Consider the following 14,585-nt stretch of genomic DNA (forward strand, 5'->3'; position numbering starts at 1 on the left):
CGCTGACAATCCACACCGGCCCGGTGCATCCCGGGTGGAATCGAGACGAACAGCCGGTGCCGCCGGTCAGCGGCCCACCGCGTAGCCCTGCATCCCGCGCGGGTTGGCCGCCGCCGACAGGACGCCGGTGGCGGGGTCCCGGGCCACCGCGCACAGCCGGCCCTCGGACCAGTCGGGGCCGACAGTGACGTCATGGCCCCGCCGCCGGAGTTCCGCGACCACCGCCGGGTCGGTGCGGGACTCCACGGTGACGCTGCCCGGGTTCCGGCCGCGCGGGTAGAAGGAACTGGGGAAGCTGTCGTTGTGCCAGTTCGGGGCGTCGATCGCGCCCTGTAGGTCGAGGGCGCCGCGCACCGGGCCGCGCAGTGCGACGGCAAGGAAGAAGTGCAGTTGCCACTGGTCCTGCTGGTCCCCGCCGGGGGTGCCAAACGCCAGTACCGGGGCTCCGTCGCGCAGCGCGACGGACGGGGTGAGGGTGGTGCGCGGGCGGCGGCCGGGGGTGAGGGTGCCCGGCAGGCCCTCCTCCAGCCAGGTCATCTGGAGCCGGGTGCCGAGCGGGAAGCCGAGTTCGGGCACGACCGGGTTGGACTGGAGCCAGCCGCCGCTCGGCGTGGCCGCGACCATGTTGCCCCAGCGGTCGACGACGTCGAGGTGGCAGGTGTCGCCGCGGGTGGCACCGTCGGCACCCGTGCCGGGCCCGCCGGGGAGCCGCGCCATGGTCGGCTCGCCGACGCCCATCGGATCGAACCCGGACACCTCGCCGCCGGCCACGCGCGCGTGGTCGCACAGCCGGGGTGGGCGCCCGCCGGGGCTGCCGGGCCGCAGTTCGTACGAGGCACGGTCGCCGACCAGTGTCCGCCGCCCGGCGTTGTACGCGTCGGACAGCAACTCGGTGACCGGCACGTCGGCGGCGTCGCCGTACCACGCCTCGCGGTCGGCCATGGCGAGCTTGCAGCCCTCGATCAGCAGGTGGTGGTAGTCGGCGGAGCCGTACGGGGGCAGTTCGGGCGGCAGCAGGGCCAGTTGTTGCAGGAAGGCGGGGCCTTGACTCCAGGGGCCCGCCTTGCACACGGTCCAGCCGCGCCAGTCGTACGTCACGGGGGCCTCGTAGCTCGCGGACCAGCCGGCGAGGTCGGCGGCGGTGAGCGTGCCGGTGTGCCGTTCGCCGCTGGTGTCCAGGGTGGGCCGCCGGGCCTGCCGTACCAGCGCCTCGGCGATGAAGCCGGTCCGCCACACCTCGCGGGCGGCCTCGATCCGCGCCTCCCGGTCCCCCGCGCCCTCGGTCTCGGCGAGCAGCCGCCGCCAGGTGGCGGCGAGGGCCGGGTTGCTGAACGGGCGGCCGGGCCGGGGCGCCGCGCCGCCGGGCAGGTACACCTCGGCCGACGAGGTCCACTCGGTCTCGAACAGCCCGCGCACGCTCTCGACGGTCCCGGTGAGGTTCTCCACCGGCGGGTGGCCGTGTTCCGCGTACCCGATGGCGTACTTCAGGACGTCGTCGAGGGACCTGGTGCCGTGGTCGCGCAGGAGGAGCAGCCAGGCGTCGAAGGCGCCGGGCACGGCGGCGGCGAGCGGTCCGGTGCCGGGCACCAGGTCCAGGCCGAGTCCCCGGTAGTGCGCGACCGTCGCGCCCGCGGGCGCCACCCCCTGCCCGCACAGCACCCGCACCTCGCCGCCCGCCGGCGCCAGGAGGATCGGCACCTCGCCGGCCGGGCCGTTGAGATGCGGCTCGACGACGTGCAGCACGAACGCGCCCGCGACGGCGGCGTCATAGGCGTTGCCGCCGCCCTCCAGCACGGCCATGGCGGACTGCGAGGCCAGCCAGTGCGTGGCGGACACCATGCCGAAGGTGCCCTGGAGGGTGGGGCGGGTGGTGAACATCTGGCCTCTCTTCTCACCGTTCGGAGGTACGGGTCATCTCACGGTTCGGAGGTACGGGCGGCGAACGGGGGGTTCACCGCGTGCCCTTGCCGGTCCTGGTGCAGTGCCTTCCCCTGTCCGATTCCTTCATGCGGACGTCTGTTTCCCGGACCCGAAGTTTCACCCGGCCAAGGTCCTGCCCAGCGTCTCCTCGCCGCAGCGGAGCCGGATCGTCGGCTGCACCTGGGCCGGTGGCTGCGACGCGGGCGACCGCTCCGCCAAGGTGTGGGCGCCCCATGAGAACGGGCAGGTGGCCGGCTCCTGGTTCGCCATCGTCATCCACTGATCGGACGGGTGCGGCCGGAGCACGGTTCCGGACCGCGCCCGCGGTACGCGTTACCGCCGCACGTCCCTGCGGGAGACGGCCAGGTAGCCGACGAAGCAGGCGATGGCGACGGTCCAGGCCAGGGTGACCGGCCCCAGCCCCAGTCCCAGCCCGCCCCGGGCGTGGCCGAGCGCCGTCCAGTCGGCGAGGGAGGCACCGAGGGGGCGAGTGATGACGTAGGCGGTCCAGAAGGCGGTCACGGCGTTCATGCCGGCGACGCGGTGCGCGAGCGCGGGCACGCAGATCGCGGCGGCGAAGAGCAGGACCGAGCCGGCGTAGCCGAAGCCGACGGTGGCGGTGAGGTCGCCTGCGGCGGTGCCGAGGGCGAACGTGGCGAGGACCGCCGCCCAGTAGAAGATCTCGCGGCGGCGGGTACGGATGCCGTGGATGGACAACGTCCGCTCGACGGCGTACCAGAGGGCGAAGACGGCGGCCAGCAGGACGAGGAAGACCGGCGTGGACACCGCGTAGGGCACGCCGAGACCGACGTGCAGGACATCGGCGGCCATCGTGCCGAACACACTGACCATGACGACGGCGGTCCAGTACACCCAGGCGATGTACCGGCGGACGGCGAACTGCACGGCCAGGGAGAGGGCCAGGGCGAGACCGCCGAGCGCGACCGCGGGCACCGGGCCGAGCACCCGGGCCAGCAGGTCCGACGCGGTCTCGCCCATCCCGGTGGTGAGCACCTTGATGATCCAGAAGTAGACGGTCACTTCCGGCACCTTGTTCGCCAGGGCACGGACGGGAACGAAGGGGCGGTCGTCGAGGAGGTGCTCTGTGGTCATGGACCGCACGATGACACGGTGAACTCCTGGTGCCACAGAGGCGTTTGCCATTGTTTTGGACCCTCTGGTGCATGACTTTCACCGTCGCGCGGACAACCTGACAGCAACCTGAACGCCTCCTCGAAACACCTGGTCACGCAAGGTGAGCCGGTGATAGGCAGGAGATTTCGCCCGGCCGCGGCCACGGCGGCGCACCTCTCCGGAGCCGTGGGTTCCAGCGGCCGTCGGGGGCGCAGGCTCCGCTCGGGTCGTCCGCGTGGCCGAGGGGGCACACGCTCTCGGCACCGCCGCCTGAGCGCGACACCGCGAGGGTGACGCCCGTCACCGCGGAGGCGCCCCGGGGCCAGGACACCCGCACGGCTTATCGACCCGGATCCGGGCGATTCGTCCGCACCTTCCCTCGTCATCGCGCAGGTAAGAAGCGAGTTGGCACTTTCGTCCCACAGCCAGTCGTGTGACACTGGCGTCCCGCAGTGCGGACACCCTCCGCACCCCCTCCCCCACGAGAAGTACGCCGTGCGTCATCTTCCTCTGCCGCTGACCCTCACCGCGCGTCTGTCACCGGTCGCCGTGCTCGCCGTGGCCGGCTGGGCGCTGACGTCCGGCCCGTTCGCCGCGACACCGGCCACGGAACACCAGCCGGACCAGGGGACCGCCGCCCAGCCGTCGGCCGCCGCGTCCTCGTCCACCGACGCGTCGACGGACACATCGACGACGTACGCCACCGCGCCCGCACCCTGCGGCAGCGTGCCCAAGGCGACCGTCACCTCACTGGTGCCGGGCGCCAAGACGGCCGGCAAGGAGATCCCGTCGACGGACTCGAAGCTGCGCCGCACCTGCTCCTGGAACGCGCTCAAGGGCTACGACTACCGCTGGCTCGACGTCTCCTACGAGATCTCCGACACCGACAGCGCGGCGCAGAAGGAATACGAGCAGCGGATCTCGGAGAAGAGCGGCGGAGGGGACGTACCCGGGGTCGGCGACTCGGCCTACTCGGTGGTGAACCTGACCACCGAGGCCAAGCAGCAGACCCGCGAGGGCGTCGTCATCGCCCGCGTCAACAACGCCCTGGTGATGGTCACTTACAACGGCAGCGACTTCGAGACGAAGAAGGCGCCGGCCACGGACGAGATCAACAAGGGTGCCATCAAGGCGGCCAAGGCGGCCGTGGCCGCGCTCCAGGACGGCGCCTGACCGCCCCGAGGAGTCCTGCCGAGGAGTCCCGCGCCGGTGAGCCCTCAGCGCAGGCGGCGCCGGACGTGCTCGGCGACCTCCGCGCGGTGCGGACTCAGATAGAAGTGGTCGCCGCCGGGGAAGACGTGCGCGTCGGTCGCGGCTTCGGTGTGCGCGGACCAGGCCCTGGCCTGCTCCACGGTGACCCGGGGGTCGCTGTCGCCGACCAGGACGGTGACCGGCACGGTGAGCGGTGTGGCGTCGGCCGGGCAGCGGTAGGTCTCGATCGCCCGGTAGTCGGCGCGCACGGCGGGCAGCACCATGCGGCGCAGTTCCTCGTCGGCGAGCAGTCCGGGACTGGTGCCGCCCAGCGACTCGATCTCCGCCACCAGGCCGTCGTCGTCGAGGAGGTGGACGCGTTCGTCCACGGAGAGGGACGGAGCCCGCCGTCCGGAGGCGAACAGCCACAGCAGGGGTGCCGCCGCCGGATCGGCGGCCAGCCGCCGGGCGACCTCGAAGGCGACCACCGCGCCCATGCTGTGGCCGAACAGGGCGAGCGGCCCTCCGGTGTAGGGGCCGAGCGCGGCCGCGGCACGGTCCGCGAGCACACCGATGTCCTCGACCGCCGGCTCCTGCCACCGCTCCTGCCGTCCGGGGTACTGCACGGCCAGCACTTCGATCTCCGGGGAGAGCAGGCCGGACAGCGGGTGGTAGAAACCGGCGGCACCCCCGGCGTACGGAAAGCAGGCGAGGCGGACCTTCGCCTCCGACACCGGGTGGAACCGGCGGATCCACTGTGCGGACTCCTCGCTCGTCACGTCGCCTCCGGTCCTGGTTCACACATTTCGGCCCCTGCACGGGAATTGGCGGCACGCCACTCAGTCACGGACGCACACCATTCCAGTAGGACGCTAGCACCAGCGGAATTGCACCGGGGACCCCTAACTCCGTTCGATAACCCCCTAGCTCGCCGTGCGGAACCGCCGCGGCCGTCCGGCCGGTGATGCAATCTCCTCAGGTTCCTAAGGCTGCGACGACGGAAGGCAGTGGCACCAGGAGCGGACCAGCCGTGGCGAAGACAACTACGTGGAGATGGCACTCGTGAAGGCGCTCATACTCTCCGGCGGAGCGGGCACCCGCCTGCGCCCGATCACGCACACATCGGCGAAGCAGCTCGTACCGGTCGCCAACAAACCCATTCTCTTCTACGGCCTCGAAGCGATCGCGGAAGCCGGGATCGTCGATGTCGGGATCATCGTGGGCGACACCGCCAGGGAAATACAGGAGGCCGTCAAAGACGGATCGCAATTCGGGATCAAGGTCACCTACATTCCGCAGGAGGCACCGCTCGGGCTCGCCCATGCCGTGCTCATCGCCCGGGACTTCCTGGGCGACGACGACTTCGTCATGTATCTCGGTGACAATTTCATCGTGGGCGGGATCTCCGAGCTGGTCGACGCGTTCCAGGAGGAGCGGCCGGACGCCGGGATCCTGTTGACGAAGGTGGCCGATCCCCGCGCGTTCGGCATCGCCGAACTCGACGTCGACGGACGGGTGGTGGGCCTCGAAGAGAAGCCCGAGGTGCCCAAGAGCGAAATGGCCCTCGTCGGTGTCTATCTCCTCACCCCCGTGATCCACACCGCGGTACGCGCCATCGAGCCGTCCGACCGGGGCGAACTGGAGATCACCGATGCCCTCCAGTGGCTCATCGACCAGCGCTACGACGTGCGCTCGACGACGATCTCCGGGTACTGGAAGGACACCGGCAAGGTCAGCGATCTGCTGGAGGTCAACCACACGGTCCTGGAACACGTGGAGCCACTGGTGGCGGGCGTGGTCGACGACGCGAGCGTCATCATCGGCAGGGTGCGCATCGAGGCGGGCGCGCAGGTGTCGGGCAGCCGCATCGTGGGCCCGGCGATCATCGGGGCGGACACCGTGGTGAAGGACGCCTACGTCGGACCGTTCACGGCCCTGTCGGACGGCTGCCGGATCGAGGACAGCGAGATCGAGTACTCGATCGTCCTGAAGGGCTCCTCGGTGACCGGGGTGCGCCGTGTGGAGGCGTCGCTCATCGGCCGGGACGTCGAGGTCACTCCCGCTCCGCGCAATCCGGCCGCCCACCGGCTGGTGCTCGGCGACCACAGCAAGGTGCAGATATCACGATGACGACCCGGATTCTCGTGACCGGCGGCGCCGGTTTCATCGGCTCGCACTACGTCCGTACGATGCTCGGTCCGCACGGGCCGGGGGACGTCCAGGTGACCGTCCTGGACAAGCTGACCTACGCCGGGAACCTCGCCAACCTCGACGAGGTCCGCGACTCGCCCCGGCTGTCGTTCGTCCAGGGCGACATCTGCGACCCGCGGCTGGTGGCCGGGCTGATGGCCGCGCACGACCAGGTGGTGCACTTCGCGGCCGAGTCGCACGTGGACCGGTCCATCGACGGCGGTGCGGAGTTCGTCCGGACCAATGTCGTCGGCACCCACACCCTGGTCGACGCGGCGCACCGCGCGTCGGTCGACAGGTTCGTCCATGTCTCGACCGACGAGGTGTACGGATCCATCGACACCGGCTCCTGGCCCGAGTCGCATCCGCTGCAACCCAACTCCCCCTATTCCTCCTCCAAGGCGGCCGGCGACCTGATCGCCCTCTCGTACCACCGCACCCACGGCCTCGACGTGCGGGTCACCCGGTGCAGCAACAACTACGGGCACCACCACTTCCCCGAGAAGGTCATCCCGCTGTTCATCACCCAACTGCTGGACGGCGGGAAGGTCCCGCTGTACGGCGACGGCGGCAACATCCGGGACTGGCTGCACATCGACGACCATGTGCGGGCCGTCGAACTGGTCCGCACGAAGGGCCGGCCCGGCGAGGTCTACAACATCGGCGGTGGCACCGAGATGTCGAACCTGGAACTCACCCGGCGGCTCCTCGACGCGTGCGCGGCCGACTGGGACGAGAGCGTCGAACACGTCGCCGACCGCAAGGGCCACGACCGGCGCTACTCGGTCGACTGGACCAAGATCCGCGACGAGCTGGGCTATGTCCCGCGCCGGGACTTCGCGACCGGTCTGGCCGAGACGGTGCGCTGGTACCAGGAGCACCGTTCCTGGTGGGAACCGCTCAAGGCGCGGGCGGCGCTGTGAGACGGACGGCAGGGCGCGGCACCCCTCCCCGGTCCCCGGGGCGGGCGCCGCGCCGTCGTCCCCGGGTCATCGGCCCCCGGTCGGCCCGAACAGTTCCCGCACCCGTTCCAGGGAGCGGAGTTTCTCCTTGGTGTCGGTGATGTTGTTGGTCACCATCAGTTCGTCCGGCCGGGCGGCGTCGAGGAGTTCGGCCAGCCGCCGCCGGACGGTCTCCGGGCCGCCGACGGCCTGCCCGGCGAGCAGCGTCCCGGCGTAGTCGCGCTTGCCGTCGGGCCAGTCGTAGCCGGCCGCCTCGTCGGGCGTGGGCAGCGGATCGTGCCGGGCCAGGCCGCCGACCTCCAGGGCCGAGACCACCGCGGGCAGGGCGAGTCCGGTCGCGTGGCCGTCGTCCTCGCCGCACACGGTGTGCACGGTGAGCATGGCGTACGGCGCGTCGAGCAGCGCCGAGGGACGGAAGGCGGAGCGGTAGGCGGCCAGGGCCTCCGCGGCACCGCGCGCACCGAAGAAGTGGTGTGCGAAGGCGTACGGCAGCCCCCGCTGCCCGGCGAGGGCCGCGCTGCCGACGCTGGATCCGAGGACCCAGACCTGGGGCGGCGCGGCCGGTACGGGCATGGCGGTCAGACCGGCGTACGGGTGTTCCGGCGGGAAGCTGTCCGTCACGAAGTGGACGAGATCGCCGAGGTCGTCGGCGAAGGCGTCCGCGGGCAGCCGGCGCAGGGCCGACGCGACGGCCTGGCCGGTGGCCGGTGCCCGTCCGACGCCCAGGTCCACCCGGCCCGGGAACAGCGTGCCCAGCGTGCCGAAGGACTCGGCCACGACGAGCGGCGCGTGGTTCGGCAGCATCACCCCGCCGGAGCCGATCCTGATCGTGCGCGTCGCCGAGCCGAGCGCGGCGAGGAGCACGGCGGGTGCGACGCTGGCGACCCCCGGGGTGTCGTGGTGCTCACCCACCCAGACCCGCAGGAAACCCAACTCCTCCGCGCGGCGTGCCAGTTCGCCCACCGTACTGAGGGCGTGTGCGGCGCCGCGGCCTCGTTCCACCGGCGCGATGTCGAGCACGGACAGCGGGATCCGGGGCAGCGGGGCGTTCATCGGACACCGTCCTGCTGGGGCACGGAGCCGGCGTTCTGCCCGGTCACGGCGGATGCCGCGGCCCGGGCCCGGGCCAGCAGGCGGGCCGTGCGGTCCGCGTGGGCGGCGGTCTCGGAGCCGGTGAGGGCGGCGGCGCGGCGGTGCAGCTCGCCGGCCTCCTCGGACACCGCGTCGGCCTCGTCCTCGACCGCGCGCAGCGCGGCCCCCAGGTCCGTACGGCCGCTGTGCGGATGCTCGCCGGCGGCGAGACGGCCGGCGGCCGTGCCCAGCGTCACCTGGGCGAGGACCAGGTGGAGGGTGGGGACGAGGAGGTCGTTGTAGGCGCGGGGCTGGAAGACCTTGTCGATGTATCCCAGCGCCCCGCTCCAGGGGATGTCGGCGTCGCGCACGGTGACGGTGCCCGCCTCGTCGTCCTCGAAGGTGAGCCCGACATGGGTGGACATGGCGAGCGAACTGACCAGGGATCCGTCGGGGAAGCGGCCTTCGAGCAGGGTGATGTCGCTGACCCGGGCGGCCGTGGACGGGGTGATGCGCCCGTTGAAGACGATGTCGTCGCCCCGGTCGCGGACGGTGAGGGCGGCGCCGCGGACGTCGAGGGATCCCCCGAACAGCCACCGGGCCCGGGCCGAGACCTCGTCGATGTGTTCGGTCTTCTCCCGGGTGGCGATGAAGGAGGCGAGCCTGACCCAGACGTAGTGCCGGCCGAGGAGTTCGCCGAGCGCGGGGTCGGCCGCCGAGACGATCCGCACCACCCGGTCGGCCACCGGCCATTCCTGCGCCCCGCCGCCGTGCTCGGCGGGCCCGAGCAGAGTGATCAGACCGGAGTCCTTGAGCAGGGTCACCTCACGGTGCGGCGGCCGCGCGCTCGCCGAACGCTCCGCGGCCGAGGCGGCGAGTGAGGCCGCGACGGTGCGGGCCCGCTCGCTCCAGCCGTCGGCGTCCGCCTCCGCCTTCCAGGTGGTGTCAGTCATGCACACTCCGTCGTTGTGGGATTTTCCGGGCAGGGACGGGAGCCGGAGACGGACTCCCGTGCGGGGTGGTCCCGCCGGTGGCGCGGGCCAGCTCCGGTATCGCGTCGACGAGGGAGCCGGTGTACGCGTGCCGGGGGTGGCGGAAGACGTCGCGCGTCGGGCCCTCCTCGACGATCACGCCGTCCCTCATCACGAGCACGCGGTCGCTGATCTCCTGCACCACGGCGAGGTCATGGGTGATGACCAGCAGGGCCACCCCGGTGTCCCTCTGCAACCTGCCGAGCAGGTCGAGCACTTGGGCCTGCACGGTGACATCGAGCGCGGAGACGGGCTCGTCGCACACCAGGAGCCGGGGGCGTGGCGCGAGCGCCCGGGCGATGGCGATCCGCTGCCGCTGGCCGCCGGAGAGCTGGTGCGGCCGGCGCCGCAGCAGCCCGGCGTCCAGTCCGACCTGTTCCAGCAGTTCGGTGATGCGCTCCGTGCGGCCCGGGCGGGTTGCCGCGGGCAGTGCCTCCGCGATGATCCGGCCCACCGTGAAGCGCGGATCGAACGACGCGTACGGGTCCTGGTGGACGAGTTGCACCTGGTGCCGCAGGGGTCTGCGGGCCCGTTCGCCCAGGGTGCTCCAGGGCCCGCCGTCCAGGCGCACTTCTCCGGTGTCCGCCGGGAGCAGGCCGAGCAGTACCCGGGCCAGGGTGCTCTTGCCCGAGCCGGACTCGCCGACCACGCCCAGGCTCTCGCCCGCGCGCAGGGTCAGCGAGACATCGTCCAGCGCGCGCCGGGCGGGGGCCTTCCCGTGCCCGGGGTAGGTCTTCACCACGTGCTCGGCGGTGAGCAGGACCTCGCCGGGCGGGTGTGCGGTGCGGCGCCGTCCGGTGGGGATCGAGTCGATGAGGGTGCGTGTGTAGGGGTGCCGGGGCTCGGTGAGCAACTGCGCGGTGGGTCCCTGCTCGACCACGTCTCCGTCGCGCATGACCAGGACGCGGTCGGCGAGTTGGGCGACCACCGCGAGATCATGGCTGATCAGGAGCAGTCCTCGCCCCTCGCCCTTGATGCGTTCCAGCAGCCGCAGGATCTGTGCCTGCACCACGGCGTCCAGGGCGGTGGTGGGTTCGTCGGCGATCAGCAGCCGGGGGTCGGCGGCCAGCGCCGCGGCGATCAGGGCGCGCTGGCGCAGCCCGCCGGAGAGTTGGTGCGGGTACTGGGTGCGCCGGCTCTCGGGCTCGGGGACCCCGGCGTCGGTGAGCAGTTCCACCACGCGTTCGGTGACGTCCCGGCCGGCCGCGGCCCGGTGCAGGGCGACGCCCTCGGCGATCTCGGCGCCGACGGTGCGCAGCGGGTCGAGGGAGACCATCGCGTCCTGGAGGACCATGCCGATCCGCCGGCCGCGCACGGAACGCCAGCGGCGTTCGGTGAACCGGGTCGCGTCGGCGCCGTCGATGTCCAGCCGGTCGGCGCTCACCCGGGCGCGGCGTCCGGCGAGGCCGATCAGGGCCCGCGCGGTGACGCTCTTGCCCGAACCGGACTCGCCGACCAGGGCGACGCACTCGCCGGGCGCGACCGAGAGGGTGACGCCGCGCACGACGGGCCGGTCCGCGCGCCCGAAGGCGACGCTCAGGTTCTGCACGTCGATGAGGTTCATCGCACCGCCGAGGCCTGGAGGTGGCGGCCGATGGCGGTGGCGGCCACGACGACGAGGGAGATGAGGACGCCGGGCGCGACCGAGATCCACCAGGCGGTCTGGAGGAAGTCCTTGCCGTCGGCGACCATGGACCCCCAGTCGGCCTGCGGTGGTCTGGGGCCGAGGCCCAGCAGGCTGAGCCCGGCTCCGCTGGCGATGGCCGCGCCGGAGCCGATGGAGGCGAGGACGACGACCGAACCGCCGATGTTCGGCAGCACGTGCCGCAGGAGGTAGCGCCACGGCGGCACCCCGAGCACCGTGGCGGAGTCGACGTACTCCGAGCCGAGCACCAGCCGGGCCTGGCCGCGTACGAGCCGGGCGTAGCCGGGGATGCCGGCGAGTCCGATGGCCACGGCGACGTTCAGCGTGCCGCCGCCGAGCACGGCGACGACCAGCAGGGCGAGAAGCGTCTCCGGAAAGGCCATCAGGACATCGACGACGCGCATGAGCAGGGCGTCCGCCCGGTTCGTGCCGACCGCTGCCAGCAGGCCGAGCAGGGCGCCGCCGCCGACGCCGATGGCGGTGGCCGCCGCGGACACCGCGACGGAGATCCGGGTGCCGTACACCAGGCGGGCGAACACGTCGCGGCCCAGCTGGTCGGTGCCGAGCAGGTGGCCGGCGCCGGGTGCCTGGAACGTCCGGACGACGTCGGTCGCGTTCGGGTCGTGGTCGGTGAACAGGCCGGGAACGGCGAGGACCAGGGCCAGCAGGAGCAGCAGGGCGCCCGCGCACAGCAGCGGGACCCGGCCGCGGACCGCCCACCGGGCGCCCGCGCGGGGCCCGGTCGGCGACGCGGCCTCGACACCGACCCGCACGGCCCCTCCCCTCCCGATGGTCTTCCGTTCGTCCTCCGGTCCGCCGTCGACGCTCATGGGGTCACCTTTCTCAGCCGCGCATCGATGACCGGGTGCAGCAGGTCGACGACGATGTTGATGACGACGAAGACGACGGCCGACAGCAGGACCAGGGCCGTCACCACGGGGATGTCGCGGGCCTCCACGGCCCGGACGAGGATCCGGCCCAGGCCGGGCCTGGCGAAGATGTTCTCCACCAGGACCGCGCCGCCGAACAGTCCGCCGAGCAGGAACCCGGACATGGTGGTCAGGGGAAGCAGCGCGTGCCGCAGGGTGTGCCGCAGCAGCAGCCGTGTCTCCCCGAGTCCGCGGGCCCGGGCGGTCAGCACGAAGGGCCGGCCGTCCGTCTGTTCCAGTTCCTGCCGCATGACCTGGGTGAGGACTCCGGCCAGCGGCAGGGCCAGGGCCAGGGTGGGCAGGACGAGCGCGGAGGCCGAGCCGTCCCCGGCCGCGGGGAAGAGGTGGAGGTGGAAGGAGAAGACGGTCAGCAGCACGATGCCGAGCCAGAAGGCGGGCACGGACACCGTGACCAGTTCCACGGCCGAGGCGAGTGACCGGACGAGTCCGCTGCGGCCCGCCGTCACGACGGCGGCGAGCACCGCCAGCAGCAGTGCGCACACCAGGGCGCACAGCGCCAGTTGCACGGTCGGCAGCACCTGTCCCGAGAGCACCTGGCCGACGGGCTGGTTGAGCTGGTACGACCGTCCCAGGTCGCCGCTGAGCAGCGCGCCCATGCTGTGCACGTACTGGACGGGCAGCGGGTCGTCGAGTCCGCTGCCGACGAGGACCTGGTGGCGCAGCTCGGGTGTGACGGGTGTGCCGGGGCCGATCAGCGCGGCCACCGTGTCACCGGGCACGAGGTGCACGGCGAAGAAGGTGAGGGTGGCCGCGCCCCAGACGACGAGGGCGCCGGCCGCCAGCCGCTGGAGCACGAAGCGCAGTACGCCGCCCGTCAACGTCCACTCACCCAGGCGTCGTAGAGGTCGTGTTCGCTGAACGCGTCATAGGTCAGTCCGTGCACCCGGCTGCGTACCGCCGAGTCGCGGGAGGCGACGTACGTGGGGATCGAGTACGCCTGGTCGATCACTCTGCGCTGGACTTTCTGGTACAGCTCGACGAGCCGGTCGCGGTCGTCGGTGCGCTGGGCGCGGTCGAGCAGGGTGTCGAGCTGGGCGTCGTGCACCCGGGCGCCGTTCATGCCGCCCTTCCCGAACTGTTTCTTCGAGTGGTAGAGGTTGCGCAGCAGGGCCGGGTCGGGGCTCTCCCAGCCGAAGGCGAACATGTCGTAGTCGCCCTTGGCGGTGCGGTCCATGCTGGTGGCCGAGTCGACCGGGATCAGGTCGAGCGCGATGCCGACCTTCTTGAGCGCGTCCTGGATCCCGATGGCGATGGCCTGGTTGTCGCTGGAGACGAAGCTCTGCACGTAGGGGACCTGGGCCGTCAGCCGCCTGCCGTCCTTGGTGCGGTAGCCGGCCGAGTCCCGTGCGGTCCAGCCGGCCGCGTCGAGCAGTTGCCCGGCCTTGGCCCGGTCGTACCCCCAGAGGTCGCCGAGGTTCTTGTCGTAGGCGAAGGTCGAGGGGTTCAGCGGCGACCGGGCCGGCTGGTACTCGCCCTGGAAGACGCCCTTGACGATGGCGGGCAGGTCGACGGCGCACTGCACGGCCCGGCGGACACCGAGGTCGTCGAAGGGCGCGCGCTGGGTGTTGAGGTAGAAGGTGTACGACGTGCCGGGCACGGCGGTGCGCAGCAGGCTCAGACCGCTCTGGGCGCGTACGGACGCCAGGCGCGCGGCGGGGATCTCCTCCGCCACGTCGGCCTGGCCGGAGGTGACGGCGCCGACCCGGGAGGCGTTCTCGGTGAGGATGTTCACCACGATCCGGTCGATCCGCGCGGCGCCGGTGTGCGCTGCCCCTGCGGGTCCCCAGCGGTAGTCGGGGCGCCGCTCGAACACCGCCTGCTGGCCCGCGATGCGGGAGACGAAGCGGAAGGGGCCGGTGCCGACGATGGCCGGGCCGCCCGCGCCGAGGTCGGCGGCGCGTTCCTTGAGCGCCTTCGGCGAGTGGAAGCCGAGGAAGGTGGAGGCGACGGACCGCAGGAAGGAGGCGTAGGGCTCCTTGAGGTGGACGACCGCGGTGAACCGGTCGGGCACCTCGGTGCGTTCGTAGGGGCCGAGCAGCGGGGCCGCGGCCTTGGAGACGGTCTTGGGCGCGACCACGTGGTCGAAGTTGGCCTTGACCGCGGTCGCGTCGAAGGGGGTGCCGTCGCTGAAGGTGACGTCCTTGCGCAGCTTGAACGTGTAGCTCAGGCCGTCGGCGGAGACCTGCCACGAGGCGGCCAGCCACGGGGCGACCGTGCCGTCCGGTTTCAGCGTGACCAGGGAGTCGAGGACGGGGCGCAGCAGCCGGGCGGTGACCCCGGTGGACGCCTGGTGCGGGTCCCAGCTGTCCGGTTCGGTGGACGCCGCGTAGGTGAGTGTCCCGCCGTCCTGCGGGGTGTCCCCCACCGTGTCCTCGCCGCCGGTCGAACAGGCTGTCAGGCCCATCGTGCCCAGGGTGACCGCCGTACTGGTAGCTGCCGACATCAGCAGGAATCCTCGCCGGGACTGCATGGTCTCTCCTCGGGTCCGACT

The 14,585-nt window shown here is 72.2% G+C and carries 13 protein-coding genes; 4 read left to right on the top strand and 9 right to left on the bottom strand.

Going from position 1 to position 14,585, the window contains the following annotated elements; genetic code table 11:
- Positions 1 to 66 precede the first annotated feature (66 nt).
- Positions 67 to 1,878 (bottom strand): gamma-glutamyltransferase family protein, encoded by a 1,812-nt coding sequence (locus tag ACFY2B_RS32570; protein WP_390766658.1) that lies wholly within the window; start codon positions 1,876 to 1,878, stop codon positions 67 to 69.
- A gap of 103 nt (positions 1,879 to 1,981) precedes the next feature.
- On the opposite strand from ACFY2B_RS32570, the gene ACFY2B_RS32575 reads away from it, so the two are divergent.
- Positions 1,982 to 2,203 (top strand): hypothetical protein, encoded by a 222-nt coding sequence (locus tag ACFY2B_RS32575; RefSeq protein WP_390766659.1) that lies wholly within the window; start codon positions 1,982 to 1,984, stop codon positions 2,201 to 2,203.
- A 50-nt stretch (positions 2,204 to 2,253) separates the two neighbouring features.
- On the opposite strand, the gene ACFY2B_RS32580 is transcribed toward ACFY2B_RS32575, so the two are convergent.
- The gene (locus ACFY2B_RS32580; RefSeq protein ID WP_390766660.1) at positions 2,254 to 3,033 is read right to left on the bottom strand and encodes a hypothetical protein; all 780 of its coding nucleotides are present in this window, start codon (positions 3,031 to 3,033) and stop codon (positions 2,254 to 2,256) included.
- 516 nt (positions 3,034 to 3,549) lie between these two features.
- Here ACFY2B_RS32580 and ACFY2B_RS32585 point away from each other — a divergent pair.
- Positions 3,550 to 4,227: a hypothetical protein gene (locus ACFY2B_RS32585; RefSeq protein WP_390766661.1), complete on the top strand. Its 678-nt coding sequence runs from the start codon at positions 3,550 to 3,552 to the stop codon at positions 4,225 to 4,227.
- A gap of 44 nt (positions 4,228 to 4,271) precedes the next feature.
- On the opposite strand, the gene ACFY2B_RS32590 is transcribed toward ACFY2B_RS32585, so the two are convergent.
- A complete protein-coding gene (locus ACFY2B_RS32590; protein ID WP_390766662.1) occupies positions 4,272 to 5,024 on the bottom strand; it encodes a thioesterase II family protein in 753 nt (250 codons plus the stop codon).
- Positions 5,025 to 5,307: 283 nt separating this feature from the next.
- Here ACFY2B_RS32590 and ACFY2B_RS32595 point away from each other — a divergent pair, with 283 nt between their 5' ends.
- Both ACFY2B_RS32595 and rfbB read left to right on the top strand, forming a co-directional pair.
- Positions 5,308 to 6,375, top strand: a complete 1,068-nt coding sequence (locus ACFY2B_RS32595; RefSeq protein WP_390766663.1) for a glucose-1-phosphate thymidylyltransferase — start codon at positions 5,308 to 5,310, stop codon at positions 6,373 to 6,375.
- On the top strand, positions 6,372 to 7,358 hold the full coding sequence (rfbB, locus tag ACFY2B_RS32600; RefSeq protein ID WP_390766664.1) for a dTDP-glucose 4,6-dehydratase: 987 nt from the start codon (positions 6,372 to 6,374) through the stop codon (positions 7,356 to 7,358). Before ACFY2B_RS32595 ends, rfbB begins: the two co-directional genes overlap by 4 nt.
- A 66-nt stretch (positions 7,359 to 7,424) precedes the next feature.
- Here rfbB and ACFY2B_RS32605 read toward each other — a convergent pair whose 3' ends face one another.
- From ACFY2B_RS32605 to ACFY2B_RS32630, 6 genes are read right to left on the bottom strand one after another with little or no spacing between them, the layout of a single operon-like run.
- Positions 7,425 to 8,450: an LLM class flavin-dependent oxidoreductase gene (locus tag ACFY2B_RS32605; protein ID WP_390766665.1), complete on the bottom strand. Its 1,026-nt coding sequence runs from the start codon at positions 8,448 to 8,450 to the stop codon at positions 7,425 to 7,427.
- Positions 8,447 to 9,421 carry a monooxygenase gene (locus ACFY2B_RS32610; RefSeq protein ID WP_390766666.1) on the bottom strand — a complete coding sequence of 325 codons (975 nt, stop codon included), beginning with the start codon at positions 9,419 to 9,421 and terminating at the stop codon, positions 8,447 to 8,449. The genes ACFY2B_RS32605 and ACFY2B_RS32610 overlap by 4 nt, the downstream gene beginning before the upstream one ends.
- Complete coding sequence (locus tag ACFY2B_RS32615; protein ID WP_390766667.1) at positions 9,414 to 11,063, bottom strand: dipeptide ABC transporter ATP-binding protein; 1,650 nt, start codon at positions 11,061 to 11,063, stop codon at positions 9,414 to 9,416. The genes ACFY2B_RS32610 and ACFY2B_RS32615 overlap by 8 nt, the downstream gene beginning before the upstream one ends.
- Positions 11,060 to 11,974 (bottom strand): ABC transporter permease, encoded by a 915-nt coding sequence (locus tag ACFY2B_RS32620; RefSeq protein ID WP_390766668.1) that lies wholly within the window; start codon positions 11,972 to 11,974, stop codon positions 11,060 to 11,062. Before ACFY2B_RS32620 ends, ACFY2B_RS32615 begins: the two co-directional genes overlap by 4 nt.
- Positions 11,971 to 12,912: an ABC transporter permease gene (locus ACFY2B_RS32625; protein ID WP_390766669.1), complete on the bottom strand. Its 942-nt coding sequence runs from the start codon at positions 12,910 to 12,912 to the stop codon at positions 11,971 to 11,973. The genes ACFY2B_RS32620 and ACFY2B_RS32625 overlap by 4 nt, the downstream gene beginning before the upstream one ends.
- A complete protein-coding gene (locus tag ACFY2B_RS32630; protein ID WP_390766670.1) occupies positions 12,909 to 14,564 on the bottom strand; it encodes an ABC transporter substrate-binding protein in 1,656 nt (551 codons plus the stop codon). The genes ACFY2B_RS32625 and ACFY2B_RS32630 overlap by 4 nt, the downstream gene beginning before the upstream one ends.
- Between the last annotated feature and the right edge of the window lie 21 nt (positions 14,565 to 14,585).

It is taken from the genome of Streptomyces sp. NPDC001270 (genome assembly GCF_042896695.1).
Lineage (GTDB): Bacteria > Actinomycetota > Actinomycetes > Streptomycetales > Streptomycetaceae > Streptomyces.

What these genes read in the sequence shown, in the direction of transcription:
- ACFY2B_RS32610 (WP_390766666.1), bottom strand. Translation starts at nt 9,421, where the DNA reads ATGACTGACACCACCTGGAAGGCGGAGGCGGACGCCGACGGCTGGAGC.
- ACFY2B_RS32620 (WP_390766668.1), bottom strand. Translation starts at nt 11,974, where the DNA reads ATGAGCGTCGACGGCGGACCGGAGGACGAACGGAAGACCATCGGGAGG.
- ACFY2B_RS32630 (WP_390766670.1), bottom strand. Translation starts at nt 14,564, where the DNA reads ATGCAGTCCCGGCGAGGATTCCTGCTGATGTCGGCAGCTACCAGTACG.
- rfbB (WP_390766664.1), top strand. Translation starts at nt 6,372, where the DNA reads ATGACGACCCGGATTCTCGTGACCGGCGGCGCCGGTTTCATCGGCTCG.
- ACFY2B_RS32605 (WP_390766665.1), bottom strand. Translation starts at nt 8,450, where the DNA reads ATGAACGCCCCGCTGCCCCGGATCCCGCTGTCCGTGCTCGACATCGCG.
- ACFY2B_RS32615 (WP_390766667.1), bottom strand. Translation starts at nt 11,063, where the DNA reads ATGAACCTCATCGACGTGCAGAACCTGAGCGTCGCCTTCGGGCGCGCG.
- ACFY2B_RS32580 (WP_390766660.1), bottom strand. Translation starts at nt 3,033, where the DNA reads ATGACCACAGAGCACCTCCTCGACGACCGCCCCTTCGTTCCCGTCCGT.
- ACFY2B_RS32570 (WP_390766658.1), bottom strand. Translation starts at nt 1,878, where the DNA reads ATGTTCACCACCCGCCCCACCCTCCAGGGCACCTTCGGCATGGTGTCC.